Origin of the sequence: Nonomuraea sp. NPDC049625 (genome assembly GCF_040675285.1) — a bacterium.
Taxonomy (GTDB): domain Bacteria; phylum Actinomycetota; class Actinomycetes; order Streptosporangiales; family Streptosporangiaceae; genus Nonomuraea; species Nonomuraea angiospora_A.
This window is the reverse complement of sequence record NZ_JBFAOQ010000002.1, coordinates 1,212,787-1,235,157: the sequence shown is the minus strand read 5'-3', so window position 1 is coordinate 1,235,157 and position 22,371 is coordinate 1,212,787. Positions and strand designations below refer to the sequence as shown.

Genomic DNA, 22,371 nt, shown 5'->3' with positions numbered 1-22,371 from the left:
GCGGGTTCACCGTGCGACTAGGCGGAGTTGTTAGCATCTCGTTACCTTCGGACAGAACCGCCCTTGACGGCGCTTGTGGCGCGTGCGTATGTTCGGCCCGAGCCGACGAGTAACCGGTTACCTGGAGGTAGTCGTGCGCGCTGACCGCCCTCGCGAGCACTGGGTGAAGACGGCGGACGGGCTGCTCGACGCCGTGCTGCCGTACGCCTCCCCCGGCTTCGCGCAGTACCGGCTGCCGGGCCGGACGAGCTGGTCGGGGCCCGGCTCCGACGGGCTCGAAGGGTTCGCGCGCACCTTCCTGCTCGCCGCGTTCCGCCTCGCGGGCGACCCGGCCGGCGCGCCTGCGGGCCTGCTGGAACGCTACGCCGACGGGCTCGCGCACGGCACCGACCCCGGCCACGAGTACGCCTGGCCGGCCATCACCGATCTGAACCAGACGATCGTGGAGGCCGCCTCGATCGCGATCGCGCTGCACGAGACCCGGCCGCTGCTGTTCGACCGGCTCGACCCCGGCGTCCAGGAGCGGGTGGTGTCCTGGCTGGGCGAGATCGTGGGCAAGCGCGCCTGGCCGTGCAACTGGGTGCTGTTCAAGGTGATCGTCGAGCAGTTCCTGGCCGGGGTCGGCGGGCCGTACGACCGGGGCGAGATCGACGGGCACCTCGCCGACGTGGAGCGCTGGTACGTCGGCGACGGCTGGTACACCGACGGCGCCGGGCAGAACTACGACTACTACTGCGGCTGGGCGATCCACCTCTACACGCTGTGGTGGGCCAGGATGTCGGGCGCCGACGCCACGGTCCACAAGGAGCGGCTGCGCACGTTCCTGGACGGCTACCGGCACTTCTTCGCCCCCGACGGCGCGCCGATGCACCAGGGCCGGTCGCTCACGTACCGGATGGCGAGCCTGGCCCCGCTCTGGCTCGGCGCGATCTTCGACGCCTCCCCCGTCGGGCCGGGGACCACGCGCCTGATGGCGGGCCGCACGCTCGACCACTTCGCCGCCCACGGCGTGCCCGACGAGCGCGGCCTGCTCACCCTGGGGTGGCACCGGCCGCACCTGCCGACGACGCAGGGATATTCGGGTCCCGCGTCGCCGTACTGGGCGAGCAAGGGATTCCTGGGACTGCTGCTCGGCCCGGACCACCCCGTCTGGACGGCCCCGGCCACCGCGCCCGGCGAGGGCGACCTCGCCCTGGCCCTGCCCGCGCCCGGCTGGCTCCTGCACCGCACCGACGGCGTCACCCGCCTGGTCAACCACGGCAGCGACGGCAACGACCCCGACTCCGCCAAGGACGACCCGCACTACGCCAAACTCGGCTACTCCACGCACACAGCGCCCGAGACCGGCCCCGGCGGCCGGGCCGAGAACGTCGACAACCATCTCGCCGTGCTGCTCCCCGACGGGCGCGCCACCCGCCGCCGCCGCATCGAGCGCATCGGCATCGCCCACGGCTTCGCCGCCTCCCGCTACGCCGACGGCGAGGTCGTCGTGGAGACCGCCTCCGTGCTCGACGGCCCGTGGGAGGTGCGCGTGCACCGCGTCACCGCCCCGGCGGGCAGCGTGGTCCGCGACGGCGGTCACGCCCTCGCCTCCGGCGAGCCGTGCGCGGTCACCCTGGCCGGGCTCACCGCGTCAGTGGCGACCGGCCCAGGGAGCGGCCCAGGGAGCGGCCCTGTAAGCGGGCCCGTGAGCGGCCTGGTGAGCGAGATCGCCGGGCTGCACGGCTGGCGCACCGCCCAGGCGGCGCTGCGCCAGGACGAGAACGCGATCGGCCCGCACTCCGCCACGCCGTACCTGATCGGCGCCCACCCGGGCGGCGCCGCGGTCTACGTCTCGGCGGTGCGGCTGGGCCGCGGCTCCCCCGCGCAGGCGCCGGGTATCCGGGTGAAGGGCGACGAGGTCTCGTGGAATGATGCCGCTGGATCAAGGGTCACGGTCGCGCTCGGCCGCGAGCCCGGCTACACCCGCAACGGACCCGTGGGGGAGCGCGTTGTCTGGACCGGCTAAACGCGTCACCATCCGCGACGTCGCCAAGCAGGCCGGGGTCTCGGTGGCGACCGTCTCGCGCACCCTGGCGGGCGACTACCCGGTGCAGCCGAGCACCAGGCACAAGGTGCTGCGCGCGGTGCGCGAGCTGGACTACGTGCCGAACGCCCAGGCCAGGGCCCTGTCCGTGGCCTCGCCCGGAGCCGTGGCGATCGTCGTCAACTCGGTGTCCGTGCCCTACTACGCCTACATCGCCCAGGGCGTGGAGGAGCAGGCCGCCGCCGAGGGTCGCCTGTCGCTCATCTGCACCACCGGCGGCGACATGGAGCGCGAGCTCAGCATCGTCCGGATGATGCGCGAGCAGCGCGCCGAGGCGGTGATCCTGGTGGGCAGCGTGATCCTGGACGACGACTACCGCGAACGCATGACGCACTACGCCCACGGGCTGGCCTCCTCGGGCTCGCGCCTGGTGCTGTGCGGCCGGCCGCCGCTCGGCGAGGGGGTCCCGGCGCTCACCGTCGGGTTCGACAACACGGGCGGAGCCCACGCGGTCACCGCCCACCTGCTGTCGGCCGGGCACCGGCGCATCCTCTACCTGGGGCTGCGCCCCGGCCACACCACGTCCGACAGCCGCGTGGCGGGTTACCGGGCGGCCCTCGCCGACCACCGGCTCGGCCACGACCCGGCGCTCGAGGTGCCCTGCGACTTCGACCGGGCCAGCGGGTACGCGGCCATGAAGCGGCGGCTCGCCGCCGGGCACGACGACTTCACCGCGGTCTTCGCCGCCACCGACGTGATCGCCGCCGGGGCCGTACAGGCGATCCACGAGCACGGCCTGCGCGTCCCCGAGGACGTCTCCATCGTCGGCTACGACGACGTGCCCCCGGCCGAGGACATCGGGCTGACGACCGTCCACCTGCCGCACGCCGAGCTGGGCCGGGCGGCCGTACGCCTCGCGCTGTCCGGCAAGGACCCGCTGGCCGAGCCGCCGATCACGCTCGGCACGCACATCGTGGTCAGGAGCTCGGTGGGGCGCCTGCGGAGCGTGCGGTGAGAGCCGCCTTCGCGATGCACGGCGCGTTGTTCGGCGAGCTGTTCCCCGATGACGTGCGCGAACGGCTGGCCGGGCTGGTCGACGCCCCCGACGCCGTGCTCCCCCACCTCGGGGGGACGCTCGCCGACGTGGAGGTGCTGATCACCGGCTGGGGGTGCCCCCGCATCGACGCGGCCGTGCTGGAGCGCGCGCCCAGGCTGCGGGCCATCGCGCACGCCGCCGGCAGCGTCAAGGAGCACGTCACCGCCGAGGTGTTCCGGCGGGGCATCGTGGTGTCGTCGGCCGCCGCGGCGAACGCGGTGCCGGTCGCCGACTACACGATCTCGATGCTGGTCCTGGCCGCCAAGTCGGTGCCGCGCCGGGTCCACGCCTACGCCACGGGCGGCTGGCCGGACGGCCCCCGCCCCGGCGGCGTCCCGGCTCCCGGCGAGCGCGCGGGGCTCGGCGCCTTCACCGTGGGCGTCGTCGGCGCCTCACGCGTCGGCCGGCTGGTGATCGAGCGGCTCAGACCGTACGGGGTGACGCCGCTGCTCAACGACCCCTACCTGGACGCGGACCGGGCGCGCGAGCTCGGCTGCGAGCCGGTCGGGCTCGACGACCTGTGCCGCCGCGCCGACCTGGTGACGGTGCACGCGCCCGCCCTGCCCGAGACGTACCGGCTGCTGGACAAGCGCCGCCTCGGCCTGCTGCCGGACGGCGCCACGCTGATCAACACCGCCCGCGGCACGCTCGTCGACACCGAGGCGCTCACCGGCGAGTGCGTGTCCGGCAGGCTCAACGCGATCCTCGACGTCACCGACCCCGAGCCCCTGCCGGCGGGCCATCCCCTGCTGTCCGCGCCCGGGGTCTGGGTGACCCCGCACGTCAGCGGCGCCCGGGGCAGGGAGCTGCGCGCGCTGGGAGAGTACGCGGTGGGCGAGGTCGAACGGTTCGTCACGGGACGGCCGCTGCACGGGCAGATCCGCCTCGCCGACCTGCCGCGGATCGCCTGACTCCCGTCGGTTCACACCGGTTTGCAGCGCACCGCCGCGACGTCGCCGCGCAGCGCGCACTTCCCGGCCGCGTACGGGACGAGCAGCGTGTCCCCGGCGCCGACCTGGAGCGGCGCGCCGTGCTCGCACTCGACGGAGCCGGCGCCGGCGGTGATCACGACGACCGAGTACGCCGGCTCCAGCACGCTGACCGGATCGGGCCGCAGCCGCTCGGCCGCGAAGAACTCGTCGGCGAGGTCGGTGAAGAGCCGCTGGACCCCGGGCCTGGCGTCGGCCGACGGGCGGCGGGCGCGGCTCAGCTCGGCGAGCCCTTCCTCGCCCCAGCCGCTCCTGTCGACGCAGGCGAGCGCCTGGTCGTAGCCGAGCCCCAGGTGCCCGGCGGCCGGGCCGTCGATGTCGAAGCCCGCCCACTCCAGCAGCACGGAGAAGTCGGTCGGCTCCTGCACCTCGACCATGAGGACCCCGGCCCCGATGGCGTGCGGCAGGCCCGCGGGGCAGAGGATGGCGTCGCCGGCCCGCACCGGCACCCGGTTGGTGGCGTCGAGCATCCGGTCGATCCGCTGCTCCGCGACCCAGCCGGCCAGCTCGCCCGGCTCGACGTCCCTGGCGAAGCCGAGGTGCACCGCAGCCCCCGGCTCGGCCGAGACGATCACCCACGCCTCGGTCTTCCCGTACGGCGAGGCCAGGTGGGCGGCGGCGAAGCGGCGGTCGGGGTGCACGTGCAGCGGCAGGCGCTCGCCCGCGTCGAGCAGCTTCACCAGGATCGCCGGGTCGGCGCCGTGCTCCGCGACGTGCCGCTCCCCCAGCCACCACACGGGATCGGCGGCGATCGCCTCGGCCAGCGACCGGCCGTCGGGCAGCGTGGTCAGCCCCGCGGGAGCCGCGCCGTGCCGGCTCGTGGTCGAGGCGATCCAGTCCTCCGGGAAGTACGGGTCCTCGGCGGGACGGACGCCGCGGAACCTGCCGATGCGCCCCTCACCCCGGTAGAACGAGCGGGGTGTGTTGGCGGGCAGCCGGTAAATGGTCATAGACCCTGCATCATGCCAGGTGACCTGGTCGACGTTCGGGGGCGGGTTCCTGAACGACGGCGCGCCGCCGTGCCGGGATCCTGCCCTGGGTGACGGCGAGGACGGCGCCGACGAGCAGCACGGCCGCGCCCAGCGCCTGCACGGTGCCGAACGACTCCCCCAGGAACAGGGCGGAGCACGCGGTCCCGACGACGGGCACGACGAACATCATGATCGACGCCGACGCCGGCCCCACGTCGCGGATGCCCCGGTAGTACAGCAGGTTCGCCACCGCGGTCGGGCCGAGCGCCACGAAGGCCACGTTCAGCCAGACGTAGGCGGGCACGTCGTGCCAGGCGACCTCGGCGGCCGACGGCGCGCTGTAGATCGCCAGGAGCACCGCCCCGCTCACCGTCGCGTACGTCGTCGCCTTGAGCGGGTCGATGCCGGCGAGCACGCGGCGGCCCATCAGCGTGAACGCCGCCCAGCAGCAGGCGCTCAGCAGGAAGAGCAGGTCCCCGGCGAGCCGGCCCTGGCCCGCGCCCGCCTCCCCGCCCGAGCCCACGAAGAAGACCACGGCGCCGGCCGCGCCGATCACCAGCCCCGCCACCCGCGCCGCCGACGCCCGCTCCCGGCCCATGACCAGCAGGAAGGACGTGGTCAGCACCGGACTCATGACCGGGACGATGGTGCTCCCGTCGATCGCCGGAGCCAGCGACAGTCCCCAGAAGAACAGCACGTTGTAGACGAAGACGCCCAGCACGCCCGCGCCGGCCGCCCGCGCCCAGTCGCGCACCGGCGGTCGCCGCCGGCCGCCGGGCTGCCGGGAGAGCCGCAGGGCGACCAGCAGCGCCAGGGCTCCGCCGCCGAAGCGGAGGGTCGCGACCACGGAGTGGGGCAGGTGGTCGACGATCACCTTGGAGGCGCCGAAGCCACTCCCCCACAGCAGCATCGTCGTGACCAGCAGAAGGTACGGCTTGGTGCCGCTCGTTACAGTGCTTGCCATGGGTTCACCTCCGCGACACGCCGTTCCGCGCCGGGGGACAGAGGAGACGGGCGCGGCGGCAGCGATCCAGCCTGCGCCCGGGGCGCCATGCCGGTCTTGTACGCTCGTGCGCGGCGACGACCGGATGGTGATGCGATGACCGGCGAGCGCCGCGGGCCCCGGGAGTGGACCAGCTACTGGCGCGCGGACGGGATGCCGCTGGAGGCCATGTACGCGAGCTTCCTGCGCCACCGCTACCACCGGCACAGCCACGAGACCTACTCCTTCGGCGTCACCGAGCACGGCGCGCAGACCTTCACCTGCCGTGGCGCCGGGCACACGAGCGCGGCCGGGATGGTGATGGCGTTCAACCCCGACGAGGTGCACGACGGGCACGCGGCCCACGAGCTGGGCTTCACGTACCGGATCGTGCACATCGGCGAGGACCTGATCACCGACGTGCTCCGGGACCTGACCGGGCGCCCCGCCGGGCGGCCCCTGTTCGCCGCGCCGGTCCTCGGCTCACCCGTGCTCGCGGAGCGGCTGCGCCGGCTGCACACCGCGCTGCAGCTCGGCGCCGGACCGCTCGAACGCGACGAGCTGCTCTCCTCCACCGTCGCCGCCCTCGTGCACCTGGCCGCGCGCACGCCGCCCGGACCGCCCGCCGCCCTCAGCGCCCCCGCCGTCACGCGGCTGGCCGCCAAGGCGCGCGAGCTGATCCACGACCGCCACGCCGAGCCGATCAGCGCCGACGACCTCGCGGCCTGGACCGGCTCCAGCCGGTACGCCGTCTACCGGGCCTTCCGCACGGCCTACGGGCTCGCGCCCAGCGACTACCAGCGCCAGCTGCGGCTGCGCGCCGCCCGCCGCCTGCTCGCCCAGGGCCATCCGGCGGCCCGGGTGGCCGTCGAGGCCGGGTTCACCGACCAGGCCCACCTCACCCGCTGGTTCACCCGCTCGTACGGCGTCACGCCCACCCAGTATCGGCTGGCACGACCGGTCTGACCTCTTCTCAGTCCGTCCCAAGTCTGCCACCATTCCGCCCCAAGTCACCCTCCCTAACGTGACTCGCGACAACACCGGACAGGGAGGATGCGATGAAAAACGTCTACAAGGTCTTGGCCTACCTGGTGGCGATCGAGGTCGCCGTGCAGGCGTCGATGGTGGTCTGGGCGGACGCCGGGCTCGGCCTGTGGGTCGAAGGGGGCGGCGTGGTCGACAAGACGCTCATGGAGAGCGGCGAGACGCCGTTCGCCGAGGCCCTCGGGCTCATGATCCACGGCATGAACGGGATCTTCGTCATCCCGGTCCTCTCGCTGCTCCTGCTGATCTCCTCGTTCTGGGCGAAGCTCCCCGGGGCCGTGAAGGCGGCCGGGCTGGTGCTGCTGCTGGTCGTCCTGCAGATCACCTTCGGCCTCGTCGGCCACAGCATCCCGCTGGTCGGCCTCGTGCACGGCCTCAACGCGCTGCTGCTGTTCACCGTGGCGCTGTACGCGGCGCGCCGGGGCGCGGCCGTGAGCCCGGCCGCCGTGCCGGGGTCGCAGCACGCGGCCCGCGACTGACGGCGCGTCCCGTGCGTCGCAACCGCCCGGGTCGCGGCCAGGTCCGCACCGCCGTCGCGTGCGCCGCGACGGCGGCCGTGCTCGGGCCGCTGATCTGGCTCTGGCAGGCCAGCCTGCTGCCGTCCGCGTACTCCGTCATGGACATGGGGTACGCGGACTACGGCGGCGGGCCGCGAGGCGCCCAGAACCACGGGGCGCATGCGATGGGAGGCGCCTCGACCCACGCCCCTGCCCAACACGGCGGGCGCGACGTGACGGAACTGGTCGCCGACGCGGACCGCCCGGCCGACGTCACGGTGACCGTGGTGGCCCGCAAGCAGCGGTTCCGGCTGTCCTCCGGCCGCGACTTCGACGGCTACACGCTCAACGGGCAGTCGCCCGGCCCGGTCATCAAGGCCGTCCAGGGCCAGCTGGTCCAGGTCCGGCTGGTCAACGAGTCGGTGCCGGGCGGCATCACGCTGCACTGGCACGGCGTCGACGTCCCCAACGCCGCGGACGGCGTCGCGGGCGTCACCCAGGACGCGGTCGGCATCGGCAAGGAGTTCACCTACCGGTTCGTCGCCGACCGCGCGGGCACCTTCTGGTATCACTCGCACCAGATGTCACACGAACAGGTCCGCGGCGGCCTGCTCGGCGCGCTGGTCGTCGCGCCGGCCAGAACCGCCGGCGTGAAAGACGTCGTGGCGCTGGTGCACCTGTACGGCGGCATCCGCACCGTCAACGGGCGCGAGGGCGACGTCCAGGTCAAGGCGGCGCCCGGCGCGCGGACCCGGGTACGGGTGATCAACACCGAGTACGGCGTCATGCCGGCCTGGGTGAGCGGCGCGCCGTACCGGCTCGTGGCCGTGGACGGCACCGAGGTCAGCGGGCCGGGGCCGGTGCGGGACCAGGCGGTCGCGGTGGCCGCCGGCGGACGCGCCGACCTCGAGGTCACCATGCCCGCCGGCGGCTCCCCCGTGCGGATCCACCTCGGTGGTCCCGCCGGTGTCGTGCTCGGCTCGACGTCGTACGACGCGCCCCCGGTGCCACGGCCGGCGGCGACTCTCGACCCGCTCACGTACGGCGCCCGGGCGCCGCTCGGGTTCGACCCCGCCAAGCCGGACCGGCGCTTCGAGTACGACGTGGGCCGCCGCCCCGGCTTCCTCGACGGGGTCCCCGGCGTGTGGTGGACGATCAACGGCCATCTCTACCCCGACGTGCCCATGTTCCACGTGACCGAGGGTGACGTGGTGCGGATGCGCATCTCCAACAACAGTGGCGAGGCGCACCCCATGCACCTGCACGGCCACCACGCGGTGGTGCTCACGCGCGACGGCGTGGCCGCCACCGGCAGCCCCTGGTGGGTGGACTCCCTCGAGGTCGGGATCGGCCAGACGTACGAGATCGCCTTCGTCGCCGACAACCCCGGCGTCTGGATGGACCACTGCCACAACCTGCCCCACGCCTCCGAAGGGCTCACGGCCCATCTGATGTACGAGGGAGTCACCACCCGGTTCACGGTCGGCGGCTCGGCCGGCAACAAGCCCGAGTGAGCCCCAATAAGTGAGCACCAGGCGCCGGCCGGCGGCGCATTCCACCGGTCCGGGGCGGCTTCGGCACGGCCCGGCTTCAGGACCAGGCGATCTCGCCATGGCGGGAGACGAAGCGTCCGGTGCCGGCGCCGGGCTCCTCGGTGGCGAGGGCGACGATCGCGTCCGTGCCCTCGGCAACGGTCTGGGGGCCGCTGTGGCCGTTGAGGTCGGTCGCGGTGTAGCCGGGGTCGGCGGCGTTGACGCGGATGCCCTTGAGCCCTTTCGCGTATTGCGTGGTCAACATCGTCAGCGCCGCCTTCGAGGAGGTGTACAGCGGCGCGATCACATGCGACTCGGGCCGGCCGGGGTCGTGGGTGAAGGCGAGGGAGCCCATGCCGCTGCTCACGTTGATGATCGCAGGGGCGTCCGAGCGGCGCAGCAGCGGCAGGAACGCGGTGGTGGTGCGGACGACGCCGATGACGTTGACCTCGAGGACGGCGCGGGCGTCGGCGGCGGTGAGGTCGCCGGGGTCGCCGACGGGGCCGTGGACGCCGGCGTTGTTGATCAGGACGTCGATCCTGCCTTCGTGTTCGGCGACGTTCGCGGCCGCGGCGGCCACGGACGCGTCGTCGGTCACGTCGATGGGGACGGAGCGTGCGCCGAGCGCGGCGGCGGCCTCCTCGCCCTGCTCGCGGTCGCGGGCTCCGACGAGCACGGTGTGGCCGTACTCGATCAGGCGGCGGGCGGTCTCGCGGCCGAGGCCCTTGTTGGCTCCGGTGATGAAGGTGATCGTCATGCGTTCGATACTGGTCCCGGCGAAGGAGGCGGACCAGGGAGGCTTCGACGGTAGGAAGACCGGTACCACCCTCGCGCCCACCCGCACGACCGGGGATGCATGAGGATGGAGGTCATGTCGACGACACCCGGAACCGGACTGGGCGCGATGATCCGCACGTGGCGGGATCGGCTGCCCCCGTCGGCCGCCGGGCTGCCGGTGTCCCGAGGACGCCGGGCGGCCGGGCTGCGGCGCGAAGAGCTGGCTGACCTGGCCGGCGTATCGGTCGACTACGTCGTGCGCCTGGAGCAGGGGCGGGCCACGACACCCTCGGCGTCGGTGGTGGCGTCACTGGCGCGGGCTCTACAGCTGTCCACCGCCGAGCGGGACCACCTGTACCGGCTGGCCCAGCTCGTACCGCCGGTGGGCGGCGCGATCTCCGACCATCTTCCGCCCGGCGTGCAGCGGGTGCTCGCCCGCCTCGGGGATGTGGCGGTCGCCGTGTTCGCGGCGGACTGGCAGCTGGTGTGGTGGAACCGCGGGTGGGCCGCCCTGCTGGGCGACCCCTCCGGCGCGCCGCCGCGGCTGCGCAACTTCGCCCGTGACAGGTTTCCGGTGGACGCCGGCCCCGCGCACCTCGCCCTGTGGCCGGTGACCGAGGCGGACCGCGCCGCCACCGACGCCGCCGTGGTCTCCGACCTGCGCCGCGCCACCGGCCGCTTCCCCCAGGACGGCCGCCTGGCCACGCTGATCCGCGAGCTGAACGCGGGCAACAGGAGGTTCGCCGAGCTGTGGGCGACCGGAGAGGTGGCCGCGCACCGCGAGGACCACAAGACGATCTACCACCCGTCGGTGGGCCCCGTCACGGTGGACTGCGACATCCTGACCGACGGCGACTCCGAGCTCAAGATCGTCATCATGACCGCCGTGCCCGGCAGCGAGGACGAGACCAAGCTCCGCCTCACCGCCGTCGCCGGCCCACCGGCCCCGGACCACGATGCCGACCTACAGGAATACATTAGGAGGAGCCCTCACTAAGTAGCCCCTGATTTCTCCCCCATGTCGTTGACCACCTCCCAAGTTGATGTTAGTAATGCAGGAAACCTTCATAATGACGGAGGTCACCTGTGGTCACGCGATTAGCCGCACTGGTCCTGCTCCTCACCGCCCTGCTGGCCGTCCCCCTGCCCGCCCAGGCGGCCACCGGCTACGCGTTGACGGCCGCGCAACTGGCTCAGGTCAGGCCGCTGGCGTTCACCTCGACCATGTCGGCGCGTGACGCGGTGGTCTCCACGCTGCCGGTGACCAAGGTGCGGATGGACACCGTCATCGCCGGCGGCTACACCACCCGCGCGATCTGCCACCCCACCGACCTCCACGTCTCCGTCCCGGTCAGCGGATTCTGCTGGAACGCCACCGACGACACGACCGCGAACTGGTTCCCGCAGGGGATCACGGGCAGCGGCGACGGCATGAACGGCTCGGTGCTCTACCCGCCCTGCGACGGCTGCGCCGGCCGGAAGATCGTCGCGGTGAGCTGGCGCAGCGGCGCCTCCCACGAGTACGGAGCCAACCGGCTCGCCAGGGTCACCTTCGCCGACGTCACCGCCGGAATGTCGGGAGCCCCCTACCGCCACGTCGTCCTGGTCGAACCCGACGGCACCGCCGAAGGTTTCCACGAGATCGCCACCCACGCCGACGGCATCTCGTGGTACGGCAACAAGCTCTTCCTCGTCACCGGCGGCGACCCGGACGTCTCCGGCGGCGACCGACTGGTCCGCGTCTTCGACCTCACCCATTTCTGGAAGATGAACTCCACCACGTCAGGGAACGTCGGCTGCGTGAGCGGCGTCTGCTCGGCGGCGTACTCCGGCTTCGCCCTGCCGCAGATCGGCTACTACCGGCTCAACTCCCCGGCGGTGTGCGCCAGCCTCGACCTGACCAGGCCCTGCCTGAACGGCGTCTCGCTCGACCGGAGCGGCGCCGACCACCTGACCACCGTTGAGTACAAGAGGGGCGCCTCCGGCGGGAAGATCCTGCGCTGGCCGCTCGACCCGTCCACCGCCCTGCTCAAGACCGGCTCCGACGGGCTCGTCCACCCCACCGAGGGTTGGACGAGCCCGGTCTGGGAGCTGCAGGGCGGCGTGTTCTCCGGCGACAGGGGCGTCCTCGTCGGGCTGTGCCCCGACGGCGCGCCCGCCGTCACCTACATGCCGGGCGGCACGGCGAACATCTCAGGGGATTACCGCAAGTCCTGCCTGCACCGCGTCACGATCTCCGCCGACCGCGGCACGCTCGACGTCCACTACATGACCACCGCTCCGGGCAACGCGCAGAACGTCGCCTACTGGCCGGCCGGCGGAGAGATATGGCTGGTCAACGAGTTCCGCGGCGACTACGACGCCATCTACGACAGCGACCGCCTCGTACTCGCCCTGAACTGCCCGAACCTCGACTGCTGAGACCGGCACCTCGCCGGCCACGGTGCGCGATCGATCCGGTCAGCGGGCGCTGACCGGATCGCCCACCCGGATCGTGCCCGGTTCGAGGGTGACGAGGCGGATGCCGAACCAGGTCTTGCCGTCCCACTTGTGGTACCGGGCCAGCGTCCGCAGCGGCTCCTTGCCCTTCACCTGGGTCTCCGGATCGATCGTCGTCACCGCGCAACGGTCGCAGATCTCCGAGACCCGGAAGGGGATGTCGCCGATCCGCACCTCGCGCCAGCCTTCCTCCGCGAAGGCCTCCGCGCCCTCGATGATCACGCTGGGACGGAACCGTACCCGTGACAACCGCCCGGGCGGATCCTCGCCGTGCCTGGCGGCCTCCTCGGCCAGCCACCCGTCCAGGGCGAGCGCGGACGACTCCGAGGTGAGCAGGAGCGGCGCGTCCCACGCGAAGCTCACCACCTCACCCGGCAACCCGCCGTGCGCCGGGTCGATCGACCGCCGCGTGGGGTCGTCCAGCCACACCAGCCGGGCCGGGCGCCCCAGCAGCTCGCTGAACCAGGCGTGCGCGGCGTCGTCGGCGAGCACCGCCTTGTCCAGGCCGGTGAAACCGACCCGCGTGGCCGCACCGGTGGCGGGCGGCACGGTCAGGGGTTCCATCCCGCGCGCCGCGAGCCGCAGACCGTCCTCGGCGGTGGGGTGCGCGGCGACGGACGCCAGGCGCGGGAACTCGCCCAGCCACAGGTTGTCGCCGTTCTCGTCGACGACCGCCCACCGCCGGTCCCCGTCCAGGCCCCAGGGGTGAACGACCGCCTCGGACCGCGCCCAACCCTGACCCGATTTCAGCGGATAAATCAGGATTTGATCAAGGATCACCGCCCAAGCTTATCCGGTTCAGTAACGGCCGTCAGGAGGCAAATATGTCACCACTCCCGCCTCCTCAGGCGTGGCCTCACCGCCGAAGACCGCCGCCACCCGCGCCCCCAGGGCCCGGGCAGCATCGGGATCACGCGGTCGGCCAGGTCCGCGGTCCTGCCCTCGGCGACGAGGTCGCGTAGCTCCTGCCAGGCGGGTGACGGGATCACTTGTGTCATGGGCGGGAGATTAGAGATCATCACCGACAAAGCGACCGGGTGCGGATCCGGCCGTTCACAAGATCGAGTCGGGTGGGGAAAGGCCGCGTGATCGACGACGTACTCCGTTCCATGGCCGAGAAGATCGCGGCCGCGGCGCCCCCGAAGTGGCGCCGGGCCGAACTGCGGGGGTTCGCGACCGCCGGCGGCGGGGCCGGGCACAGCGGCCTGACGTACGAGCCCGGCGCCGGCGGCGGTGACGTCGACCTGCACGCCGAGCTGTGCGCCGTGCACACGCTGGCCGGGCCGACCGGCGATCATCTGACCGTCGAGCTGGTGGTGGAGGCCAAGGGGCGGTTCGAGGCGGTGGTCAGCGAGTCGCTGGAGCGTGCCCACGGCGGCGGGTTCCTGTACGTGCTCGACCGGCACGCGCTCCCGGCCGAGCCGGCGGCGTTCCAGAAGGGCCCGGTGGAGTCCACGCAGGCGGGAGACCCGCGGGAGGCGGTCGCCCTGCTCGGCGCCTATTTACGGGAGCGGGACCGGATCCTGGGGCGGGACACGTACGCGCCGCCGCCCGCCCTGCCGGAGGCGCGCCGGGCCGAGCTCGCGATGGGGCTCCCCGACGACCTCCGTGCCCTGTACGCGCACATCGACGGCGACGGCGGCGAAGGGCTGCTGGACCGGCACCCCTGGTTCGGCCTGGAGAGGCTGGTGAGCCAGAGCCGCCCGGAGAACCGCTGGTGGGCCGCGGGCCGCGCCTGGCGTGACCACCTGCGCACCCCGTTGATCACCAGCACCGGCCCGCGGCTGGCGGTGCGCCGGGCGTCGGACCACCCGGGCTGGATCCCGTTCGCCACCAGCACCGGCGGCGACTTCCTGGCCGTGGACCTCGCGCCGGGGCCCGGCGCGGCGCTCCGGCCAGGTCATCCGCATGGGCGTGCACCACGACGACGGCCCGGTCTACGTCGCCGACTCGGTGACCGGCCTGCTGCATCGGCACGTCGCCGCGCTGCGGGCGGGCGCGTACCGGATCGAGCAGGGCGAGCTGTGGATCGACGCCGAGGAGCCGGAGGAGGAGCCCCGCGCGCTGGTCGTCGCCGGCGCCGACGCGGCCTCCATGCGCGGCATGCGCGCGGGGATCGAACGCCTGACGGTGCTCAACGCTCCCTGGGCCGACTTCCGGCCCCTGCGCGGGACGCCGACGCTGTGGCAGATCACCGTGGAGAACGTGCCCGGAGCGGACCTGGGCCCGCTCCGCGACACGCCGGTGGAGCTGCTCGACCTGGCCATGGACGCGATCGACCTGTGGCCGCTGGCGGGCCACGCCACGCTGCGCCTGCTGACGCTGCGTACCGCGAACCCCGTGGACCTGGCGCCGCTCATGTCGTGCCCGCGCCTGTACGGGCTGGACCTGTCCGAGGCCACCGTCAACGACCTCGGCGTGCTCGCCGACCTCAAGAACCTGCTCTACCTGCGCCTGCGCCGCGCGCAGTGGGAGGAGCTCTGGGAGCGGGCGGGCCACCCGGCGGGGCTGGCGGCAGCCGAGCTGGCCGCCGAGCCGCCCCGGGAGCGGGCCTGGTGGTGGTCGGTCGACAGGTCCTACCACGCCCCGGAGCCGTCGCTGAGGACGGCGGTCAAGTGGGCGGCCGACCTGGCGGGCAGGTCGGCGGACGTGCGGACCTTCGCGGGCCGGTTCGCCCGCGGCGGGTCAGCCTCTCGTTGAGATCAGCTCCAGGGCGCGCTGGTACTGCTCGGTCGACGGCTGCCGGGTCCAGGTCATGCCGGGCAGGCTGTCCGACAGCATGCGCGCCATGACCATGGACATGACGTCGGACGGCTGCGCCTGCGGCATCTGCGGGCGCATCGACCGGTATCCGGCGAGCACCCGGCCGTAGTCGTACATCAGCGTGTTCGTGAAGCGGCTGCGCTCGGCGTCGGCGCTCTCCAGCCCCGCCACGAACTCGGGCTCCGGCTCCTCGATCACGGCCTTGTAGACGTCGAGCCGGTTGCGGATCTCGCCGGGGGCGGCGTGGCTGTGGGCGTCGTCGTACATGCGGGCCACGTGCTGCGGCATCTCCACGAGCACGGTGAGCATGCCGTAGCCGCCGTCCTCGTCGCCGTAGCCGCCGACGCCGCCGTCCACGCCCTGGGCGTGCGTGGCGCTCATCATCGCGCTGGTGAAGTCGTACTTGTCCATGCCGTCGACCGGCTGGGCCATCCAGTCGTCGTCGAGGTGCAGCACGCCGCCGGTCTCGCTCTGCGCGGCGCGGTCGATCAGGTGGCGTACGGCGCCCGCCGGGTCGGCCTGGGCCTGCGGGCCCATCGCGGCGAACTGCTCGGTGAGCAGGAACAGCGAGATCATCATGGACGGGTCGTAGACGCGCAGCGCGCCGGCCTCGCGGTGCGGGTAGACCGTGCTCTCCTCGTCGTACGCCTCGAGCCCCGCCATGAAGGCCCGCTCCTGCTCGTCGTCGAGGATGAGCTCCCAGGCCCACTTGCGTTCGACGTGGAACTTGTAGAAGTCCTCGCCTCTGAGCGGATCTCGGAACTTCCACCACAGAGCCACGCCCGCGACCAGGGCGACGATCACACCCAAGGCGATCCACATAGGGGTCCGTCTCTCTTTCTCTCGGGTTTACTGCCGGAAAGGCCGGACGGTAGCAGTGAAGATCCGCCGATCTCCCGGAAACAACCGGAAAGGAAGGACATGATCACCTTCAGTAGCCCCTAGCGGGCGGCACCCAGTCGGTGGCGCCGCCCGCCCGTGACGGGGTCAGGCCCAGGCCGTGACGGCCGTGAAGGAGCTGTCGTCGCGGAACCCGGTCGTGCCGTCGTAGGCGTCCACCCAGAGCTCGAAGCCGCGGTGGCGCAGGAAACGGCCGGGATAGTTGCTCGATTCGAGGCGCACCGAGCCGCTCGCGGCGCCGGGGACGGCGTAGAAGGTGGCATCGGCCCTGAACACGGCGGTGCCGTCGTCGGCGCCCAGGCGCGCCCGCCAGCCGGAGTGGCGCAGGTAGCGGCCGTCGGCGGCGCGCAGGGAGTAGCCGTTCGGCGCGGCGAGCCCTGTCACGATCGTGAAGGTGGCGTCCTGGCGGGTCTGGGCGTCGCTGGAGGCGCTCACCTCGTGCAGGTAGCCGAGGTCGTTCTGGTGCCTGGCGTAGCGGGCGGGATAGTTGACCGAGCGCAGCGACCTGGTCGTCCCCGCCGGGAGGGTGGCGGCGCCCGGGACCCTGGCGTGCGTGAGCGTGCCGAACCCGAGCTGGTCGAAGCCGCCGCTGTTGGGCCCGTAGTCGCCGCCGCCGCCCTCCGGCCGCACCTTGGCGACGAACGCGGCCGAGTACGGCATGGCCAGGCCGCGCCTGACGGCGTAGTGGTGGTAGACGGTCTCCCAGACGGGCCGCACCTCGCCGCGGCTCGCCGAGGAGATCGCGGTGTGCGTCTGCTGGGCGCAGTTCTGGCCGGTGCCCCAGGTGTAGGCGGCGAACGGGACGTCCTCGCCCAGGTTGTACTTGGCGATGTACTCGCACGCCTTGGCGAACCGGTTGCCGTCGTAGCCGTACAGGTCGATGCCCTGGTTCCAGGCCATCTCGCAGAAGGCGCCCATCTGGCCGACGCCCATCATGGTGTGGCCCTGGTCGCGCCCGCTCTCCTGCCACTGCGCGAGCCCGCCGCTGTGCAGGAACGGGATGGCGTGCGCGATCGAGCCGTTGCCCGCGCCCGTCTTGAAGTACGTGACGGCCCGGTCGATGAGGTCCTGGCGGTCGCAGAGCACGCCGATGGCCAGGATCGAGTTCATGGAGCACAGATCCCAGTTGGCCCAGTAGTTGGTGATGCAGGCGTCGTTGTGGTTGGTCAGGAAGCTCTCGTTGAGCGGGTGGAAGACGTTGAGCATCATCCGCTGGAAGCGGGCCAGGTCGAAGCCGCCGTAACCGCGCATGATCTCGGCGACGTTGGCGAACTGGTAGCCGTAGATGCCCGCGGCCAGGAACCGGTCGGCGTTGCCGGTGACCGTGGTGAGCGTGCCGGACCAGGCGTTGAGGATGTCGCGCGCCTTGTCGCCGTGCGCGGTGCTGCCGCTGACCTTCCAGCGCAGCGCGTTCTGGTAGGCGGCGTGGATGTCGTTGTAGAGGATCCCGTAGTTCTGGCCGTCGCCGCCGCGGACGATCGTCGCCTGCGGGTTGGGCGTCCAGGTGCTCTGGGAGTGGGAGTTGGCCACGAGCCGGTCCCAGCCCGCCTTCCACGGCTGGGCTCCGGCGTTGACCATCGAACGCATGCGGTCGAAGTCGGCCTGCGTGTGCAGCAGGCCGGGGTGGCTTGCCGCGGCGGCGGGCTCGGCGCGGCCCAGCAGGGCCGCGCCGGCGCCGGCGGCGAGCACGGTGTTGAGCGCTGTCTTGAGGGCTCCGCGACGGGTGACGTGGGGGGTGCGTGCGGACATGACCTCTCCTTAGGGGGTTGGAGGGTACGGGGTCACAGGCTCGCGAGGGCGACGCGCAGCCGCTCGGCCGCGGCGTCGATCTGCTCCTGACCGCTCAGCTCGGAGCGGGCGTGCTCCAGCGCGGCGGTCAGCTCGGGGGTGCGGCGGCTCGGATCGACGGCCTCGGCCTCCTCGATGAGCAGGTCGAGCAGGGTACGGTCGTCGCTCATGGACAGGAACTCGATCTCCGCCACGTTGGTGTTGCCCGACGGGAAGGCGACGCGCAGCCACGGGTAGGCCGCGGTCCGCGGGAGCGGGACGGAGTACCACTGCGCCGCGTCTACCCCGCTGACCGTGTGCAGGTCGGTCCAGGTGGCGCCGCCGTCGGCGGATCCCCTGAACACGGCGCCGTTCAGCCGCGTGACGTGGGTGGAGCGCGGGTGGTAGCGGACCGCGTCCAGCGCGACCACCGCCGGCAGGCGCACGTCGATCCAGCCCGCCGAGGTGGTGGTGTCGGTGGCGGTGGCCAGGTCGCCGTCGAAGGCGCGCCAGCCGTTCTGGGCCTTGGTGCCGCCGCCTCCCCACGCTTCGGTGGACGCCTCCACCATGGACGGCTCGACGGTCACCTTCTTCAGCAGCGTGCCGACCGGCACGAGCTGCTCGACGGCGGCGTAGATCCGGTCGATCAGCTCGTCCTCGTCGCCACCCGCCTTCGCCTCGGCGATCGCCCGGGTGAGCAGGTAGTGGCTGCCCTTGGTGTAGTCGGCGGCGGGCAGCTTCTCCGTCTCGGCGATCACGGTGGCGAGCGGTTCGGCCGTCGCCATCAGCAGGCCCGAGCCCGGCCGTTCGGCGCCGTCCGCGCCGATCGCCGCGATCCGGTAGAAGCGGGTGCCATGCCGCAGCGGTTCGTCGGTGAAGTCGAAGGTCAGCGCGCTGGACAGCACGGGGCGCCAGGCGGCGCTCGCGCCGTCCTTGCGGTAGACGGTGAACCGGGTGGCGGCGTCCGGCTTGCTCCAGCGCAGCGTCACCCGGTCCCGGGCCCGCTCCACCCGGGCGTACAGCGTCCCCTCGCGGTCGGGCGACACCGTGACGTGGGTGAACGTGGCCGCCGTGGCCGCCGCGACCCCGGCGTACACGCCTTCGGGGAAGGGCGTGAACAGCTCCGCCACGTACGACCACGACCGGCCGTCCTTGCTCGCCCACGCCCGCACGATCTGGGCGTCGGCGTCGCGTACGAGCTTGACGAACGGGTACTCGGCCGCGGTGTAGCCCTGGATCCCGGCGTCGATCGGGCTGCGCCGGTCGTCCTGCCAGTCGTGCCGGGAGTCGCGGGTGCGATTGCGCAGGACGAGCCGGCCCGAGGCGTCCGCGCCGAAGTAGATGTAGCGGGCGTCGGCCCGGAGCATCACACCTGCAGCCGGGCCCCGCGCCTGCTCGATCCGGGCGATGACCGACCCGCTGCCGGTGAGCACCTCGTTCGAGAACAGCAAGGTGTCCTTGATGTCACGCTTGTCCACGTAGTAGTCGTCGCCGTCGCCGAGGCCCTTGCCGTCGCCCCCGGTGAGCTCGACGCGGTACCCGTCCGCCTTGACGCGGCCCGCGACCTCGCCGACGCGGTCCACCGGCGCGGCGGGCGGCTGGACGGCCTGCGAGGCCCAGCCGGAGCCGTGGCGGTTCACGCCGGTCACGGTGTAGGCGCCGGACTGCCTGCCGGCCTCGTACGTCGTGCCGCGGACCCCGGTGGCGACCACCTTGCCGTCGCGCCTGATCGTGTACGACTCGGCGCCGGCGGCGGGCTTCCACGTGAGGGTGACGCCGTCGCGGTCGCGCAGCGCCTGGACGAAGTCCACGTGGTGCGGCTTCGGCCGCTCGGCCACGGCGCCGTCCAGCCTCAGCACCATCGCGGTCTCGGGCGGCACGCTCACCGCGCCCCCGGCCACCCGCCTGCCCGAGACCAGGTCGACCGCGTCGCCGGGCACGTCCAGCGAGAACGAGCGCTTGTTGCCGTGGTCGTCCCGGGTGGTGTTGAAGGCGAACACGTAGTTCCCGTAGCGGGCGGTCAGGAAGTCCGCGTATCCGGAGTAGGGGGTGTCGAACTCGTAGTTCTCCCGCCGCACGGTGCCGACGCCCGGCTGGTAGGCGGCGGGCAGGATCTCACCGGCCAGGGCCTGCGGCAGGCCGCCGTCGCCCTTCTGCTGGTCCTCCATGAAGTCGACGTCGATGTTGTCCATCCGCAGGTTGTAGTCGCGGTAGGCGAACTGCGTGTCCGTGGCGATCTGCACGACGTTGTGGTGGTCCTTGTCCAGGACGTGCAGCCGCCCGTTCCCGGCGACGCCGCGCTGCCGTTCGAACAGCGAGCCGAAGATCCGGGTGTCGCCGTCGCGTACGGAGACGAACATGTCGTCCACGTCCGCGAACGCGAACCGCTCGTAGCGGGCCGGGTCGACGCCCAGGGCGGCGAGCTCCGCGGGCGTGTACGCGGCGAAGTCCGTCTGCGGGAGCACGGCCCCGGCCGCCGGACGGGCACGCAGGTAGGCGTAGGTCTCGGGCAGCCACATGTCGTACTTCCGCTTCGCCTCCACGGAGGAGAAGGTGTTGAAGTACTGGTTGTCGGCGATCTGCTGCTGGACGAACCCGGCCGCCTCGTTCGCGTAGCGCCGGTACGGCTCCCACTCCGCGCCCGCGTAGCGCTCGGCGTGCTCGGACATGTGCTTGTCCAGCGTGACGTACTCCATCGTGCGGCCCTCGGTGTTGCGTAGGGCGTAGGCGGGCCAGCCCGGGTAGCTCGTGTTGCGCTCGTCCACGACCATCTCCGCCAGGGCCACCCGCTTGCCGTTGTCGTCCGTGCCGGTGTAGCGGGTGAAGCCGCGGGCGTGCAGGTTCTTCAGCGCCAGCTTGAGGATCTCGTCGTTGAGCTTCTCGTCGCCCTGGTGGCCCCAGGTGCGGAAGAAGTACTCCGGCAGGTAGTTGGTGGCCTCGCCGTAGTTGGCGACGAAGGTGTTCTCCCTGGTCAGGCCGGCCTTGGTGATGCCGGTGTAGTGCTCGCCGTACGGCAGGCGGCGCACCACGCGCCCGTCGGGGCCGAGCTTGCTCCTGGCCAGGCCCTTGCCCACGATCTGCGCGAAGTCGTCGGTGAAGCGGGCGGTGGTGTCGTGGTAGAAGAGCGAGTGGTAGAGGTCCAGGTCCTTGCCGTCGGGCCCCACCAGCACCTCTTCGCCGAGGAAGGGCTCGACGCCGAGCGCCTCCAGCAGGATCCGGTGGCTCCTGGCCTTGCCCTCGTAGAAGCGCGACCCGATCACCCGCAGGCCCTCGTGCGCCTCCCACGCGCCCTCGTAGGTGTACATCACCTGGTTGTAGATGTAGGACAGGCGCGCGCGGGCGAAGTCGAAGTTGGCCTTCAGCACCCGCTCGTACGCCTCGCGCCGGGACAGCTCCCCGCCGTCCCAGTCCACGCCCTTGAGCGAGGACGGCCCGTCCTGCGTGCCGGTGACGAAGGGCTCGTCCAGGAACGCCTCGAACTCCTTCGCGCCGTACACCTCGGGGATCAGGTTCTCCACGATGTACAGCGCCTCGCCCAGGGCCCCGTAGTAGCCGCCCCAGTCGCCCTGGTGACCGCCCCGCAGCAGCAGCCGGGTGTCGGCGTAGTAGTCCTTGACGTGGTTGTCGATCGCCTTGAACAGCCGTCCCAGCGCCGCCTTCTTCAGCTCGGGCGTGTTCGCCGGCGTCCACGGCTCCAGCAGCGCCGAGGCGTAGAAGCGCAGGTCGTCCTGGTAGCGGACGATCGACAGCTTCGCCGTGGGCGAGGCGTCGAGCTGCCCGCTGTACTGGTTGAACAGGTCGATCTGGCTCTTCCGGTAGCGGTCGACCATCGCCTGCTTCTCGGCGTCGGCCGGCCCGGGCGCGGGCGTGGTGTCCGGGGTGACCGTCCCCTGCTTCTCGCCGGAGACGTCCAGGTACGCGGTGGTGTGCGTGTAGGCCCGGTAGTAGCCGCGCGAGTCGGCGGTCACGGGCTGGGCGAACCCGGCGTCGTACGTCCGGACCGTCATCTCCACGACCCGCCGGCCCAGGGTGTGGCCGAGCGGCAGCATGATCGTGTTGTAGTAGAACCGGCCCGGCAGCGCCTTGCTCGACCCGAGGTTGATCGCCTCGTAGTCGCCCGAGCGCCGGTAGCCGATCTGCTCGCCGTTGACGTAGGCGATCGTCTTGTAGGGCGAGACGTCGCTCCCCCAGAACTTCAGCGTGAAGTAGTTCTGCGCGACCGGATCGACCGCGACCCTGAACCGCAGCTCACCGCCCTTGACGGTGGGCGGCGAGGTCGGCTTGGCGACGCGGGCGGGCTCCCCCAGCGCCCCTTCGACCACCGCGGTGGAGGCCGCCTGCAGCGCGTGCGCGCTCTCGGACTCGGTGTCGCCGAACGTGACCACGTCCACGTGTCCGGCGGGCAGAGGGGCGGCCATCGCGGGGGGCGCGGCGAGGAAGGGCAGCAGCAGGATCGCGGCGAGCGGGCCGCCTAACCGGTGCCGAATGAGCATGGCGGATCTCCCGATAGAAAACGTTCTCCCCGGAG

Annotated in this window: 17 protein-coding genes and 1 pseudogene; 10 read left to right on the top strand and 8 right to left on the bottom strand. The window is 72.5% G+C overall.

Annotation, left to right across the window (positions count from 1 at the left end; translation table 11 throughout):
* Positions 1-133: 133 nt before the first annotated feature.
* The 3 genes from AB0J87_RS13080 to AB0J87_RS13070 are packed head-to-tail and all read left to right on the top strand — an operon-like array spanning position 134 to position 4,033.
* Positions 134-2,008 (top strand): DUF2264 domain-containing protein, encoded by a 1,875-nt coding sequence (locus tag AB0J87_RS13080; RefSeq protein WP_363964864.1) that lies wholly within the window; start codon positions 134-136, stop codon positions 2,006-2,008.
* Positions 1,992-3,041: a LacI family DNA-binding transcriptional regulator gene (locus tag AB0J87_RS13075; RefSeq protein WP_363964862.1), complete on the top strand. Its 1,050-nt coding sequence runs from the start codon at positions 1,992-1,994 to the stop codon at positions 3,039-3,041. The genes AB0J87_RS13080 and AB0J87_RS13075 overlap by 17 nt, the downstream gene beginning before the upstream one ends.
* Positions 3,038-4,033, top strand: a complete 996-nt coding sequence (locus tag AB0J87_RS13070; RefSeq protein WP_363964860.1) for a hydroxyacid dehydrogenase — start codon at positions 3,038-3,040, stop codon at positions 4,031-4,033. The genes AB0J87_RS13075 and AB0J87_RS13070 overlap by 4 nt, the downstream gene beginning before the upstream one ends.
* Before the next feature lie 11 nt (positions 4,034-4,044).
* Here the strand turns inward: AB0J87_RS13070 and AB0J87_RS13065 are convergent, their stop codons facing one another.
* Both AB0J87_RS13065 and AB0J87_RS13060 read right to left on the bottom strand, forming a co-directional pair.
* Complete coding sequence (locus AB0J87_RS13065) at positions 4,045-5,061, bottom strand: class I mannose-6-phosphate isomerase (protein ID WP_363964859.1); 1,017 nt, start codon at positions 5,059-5,061, stop codon at positions 4,045-4,047.
* 10 nt (positions 5,062-5,071) lie between these two features.
* Entirely contained in the window at positions 5,072-6,046 is a 975-nt protein-coding gene (locus AB0J87_RS13060) for a DMT family transporter (protein WP_363964857.1), read from the bottom strand.
* Between the two features lie 135 nt (positions 6,047-6,181).
* Here AB0J87_RS13060 and AB0J87_RS13055 point away from each other — a divergent pair, with 135 nt between their 5' ends.
* The 3 genes from AB0J87_RS13055 to AB0J87_RS13045 all read left to right on the top strand — a co-directional run bounded on the left by AB0J87_RS13055 (position 6,182) and on the right by AB0J87_RS13045 (position 9,119).
* Positions 6,182-7,030 (top strand): AraC family transcriptional regulator, encoded by an 849-nt coding sequence (locus AB0J87_RS13055; protein WP_363964855.1) that lies wholly within the window; start codon positions 6,182-6,184, stop codon positions 7,028-7,030.
* Between the two features lie 92 nt (positions 7,031-7,122).
* Positions 7,123-7,587 carry a hypothetical protein gene (locus AB0J87_RS13050; RefSeq protein ID WP_363964853.1) on the top strand — a complete coding sequence of 155 codons (465 nt, stop codon included), beginning with the start codon at positions 7,123-7,125 and terminating at the stop codon, positions 7,585-7,587.
* An 11-nt stretch (positions 7,588-7,598) separates the two neighbouring features.
* Positions 7,599-9,119: a multicopper oxidase family protein gene (locus AB0J87_RS13045; protein ID WP_363964851.1), complete on the top strand. Its 1,521-nt coding sequence runs from the start codon at positions 7,599-7,601 to the stop codon at positions 9,117-9,119.
* A gap of 76 nt (positions 9,120-9,195) precedes the next feature.
* On the opposite strand, the gene AB0J87_RS13040 is transcribed toward AB0J87_RS13045, so the two are convergent.
* The gene (locus AB0J87_RS13040) at positions 9,196-9,894 is read right to left on the bottom strand and encodes an SDR family NAD(P)-dependent oxidoreductase (protein ID WP_363964850.1); all 699 of its coding nucleotides are present in this window, start codon (positions 9,892-9,894) and stop codon (positions 9,196-9,198) included.
* A gap of 114 nt (positions 9,895-10,008) precedes the next feature.
* On the opposite strand from AB0J87_RS13040, the gene AB0J87_RS13035 reads away from it, so the two are divergent.
* The gene (locus AB0J87_RS13035) at positions 10,009-10,911 is read left to right on the top strand and encodes a helix-turn-helix transcriptional regulator (protein WP_363964848.1); all 903 of its coding nucleotides are present in this window, start codon (positions 10,009-10,011) and stop codon (positions 10,909-10,911) included.
* A gap of 89 nt (positions 10,912-11,000) precedes the next feature.
* Entirely contained in the window at positions 11,001-12,335 is a 1,335-nt protein-coding gene (locus AB0J87_RS13030; RefSeq protein ID WP_363964846.1) for a hypothetical protein, read from the top strand.
* A gap of 39 nt (positions 12,336-12,374) precedes the next feature.
* Here AB0J87_RS13030 and AB0J87_RS13025 read toward each other — a convergent pair whose 3' ends face one another.
* The gene (locus AB0J87_RS13025; protein WP_363964844.1) at positions 12,375-13,193 is read right to left on the bottom strand and encodes an MOSC N-terminal beta barrel domain-containing protein; all 819 of its coding nucleotides are present in this window, start codon (positions 13,191-13,193) and stop codon (positions 12,375-12,377) included.
* Between the two features lie 47 nt (positions 13,194-13,240).
* Positions 13,241-13,411, bottom strand: coding sequence for a hypothetical protein (locus tag AB0J87_RS13020; protein WP_363964842.1), 171 nt, complete (start codon positions 13,409-13,411; stop codon positions 13,241-13,243).
* Positions 13,412-13,522: 111 nt separating this feature from the next.
* Here AB0J87_RS13020 and AB0J87_RS13015 point away from each other — a divergent pair.
* Positions 13,523-14,275 (top strand): annotated as a pseudogene (locus tag AB0J87_RS13015) (SMI1/KNR4 family protein); the annotation flags it as partial.
* A 46-nt stretch (positions 14,276-14,321) separates the two neighbouring features.
* Positions 14,322-15,113 carry a hypothetical protein gene (locus tag AB0J87_RS13010; protein ID WP_363964841.1) on the top strand — a complete coding sequence of 264 codons (792 nt, stop codon included), beginning with the start codon at positions 14,322-14,324 and terminating at the stop codon, positions 15,111-15,113.
* Here the strand turns inward: AB0J87_RS13010 and AB0J87_RS13005 are convergent.
* From AB0J87_RS13005 to AB0J87_RS12995, 3 genes are all read right to left on the bottom strand, one after another.
* Positions 15,099-15,998 carry a hypothetical protein gene (locus tag AB0J87_RS13005; protein WP_363964839.1) on the bottom strand — a complete coding sequence of 300 codons (900 nt, stop codon included), beginning with the start codon at positions 15,996-15,998 and terminating at the stop codon, positions 15,099-15,101. The two genes, AB0J87_RS13010 and AB0J87_RS13005, sit on opposite strands and share 15 nt — an antisense overlap.
* Before the next feature lie 165 nt (positions 15,999-16,163).
* On the bottom strand, positions 16,164-17,825 hold the full coding sequence (locus AB0J87_RS13000) for an AbfB domain-containing protein (RefSeq protein WP_363964837.1): 1,662 nt from the start codon (positions 17,823-17,825) through the stop codon (positions 16,164-16,166).
* 32 nt (positions 17,826-17,857) lie between these two features.
* A complete protein-coding gene (locus AB0J87_RS12995) occupies positions 17,858-22,336 on the bottom strand; it encodes a hypothetical protein (protein WP_363964835.1) in 4,479 nt (1,492 codons plus the stop codon).
* Positions 22,337-22,371 lie beyond the last annotated feature (35 nt).

Excerpts from the sequence above, each read along its gene's own strand:
- AB0J87_RS12995 (WP_363964835.1), bottom strand. The coding sequence starts at position 22,336 with ATGCTCATTCGGCACCGGTTAGGCGGCCCGCTCGCCGCGATCCTGCTG.
- AB0J87_RS13020 (WP_363964842.1), bottom strand. The coding sequence starts at position 13,411 with ATGACACAAGTGATCCCGTCACCCGCCTGGCAGGAGCTACGCGACCTC.
- AB0J87_RS13055 (WP_363964855.1), top strand. The coding sequence starts at position 6,182 with ATGACCGGCGAGCGCCGCGGGCCCCGGGAGTGGACCAGCTACTGGCGC.
- AB0J87_RS13040 (WP_363964850.1), bottom strand. The coding sequence starts at position 9,894 with ATGACGATCACCTTCATCACCGGAGCCAACAAGGGCCTCGGCCGCGAG.
- AB0J87_RS13035 (WP_363964848.1), top strand. The coding sequence starts at position 10,009 with ATGTCGACGACACCCGGAACCGGACTGGGCGCGATGATCCGCACGTGG.
- AB0J87_RS13010 (WP_363964841.1), top strand. The coding sequence starts at position 14,322 with ATGGGCGTGCACCACGACGACGGCCCGGTCTACGTCGCCGACTCGGTG.
- AB0J87_RS13000 (WP_363964837.1), bottom strand. The coding sequence starts at position 17,825 with ATGTCCGCACGCACCCCCCACGTCACCCGTCGCGGAGCCCTCAAGACA.
- AB0J87_RS13065 (WP_363964859.1), bottom strand. The coding sequence starts at position 5,061 with ATGACCATTTACCGGCTGCCCGCCAACACACCCCGCTCGTTCTACCGG.
- AB0J87_RS13060 (WP_363964857.1), bottom strand. The coding sequence starts at position 6,046 with ATGGCAAGCACTGTAACGAGCGGCACCAAGCCGTACCTTCTGCTGGTC.
- AB0J87_RS13050 (WP_363964853.1), top strand. The coding sequence starts at position 7,123 with ATGAAAAACGTCTACAAGGTCTTGGCCTACCTGGTGGCGATCGAGGTC.
- AB0J87_RS13005 (WP_363964839.1), bottom strand. The coding sequence starts at position 15,998 with ATGTGGATCGCCTTGGGTGTGATCGTCGCCCTGGTCGCGGGCGTGGCT.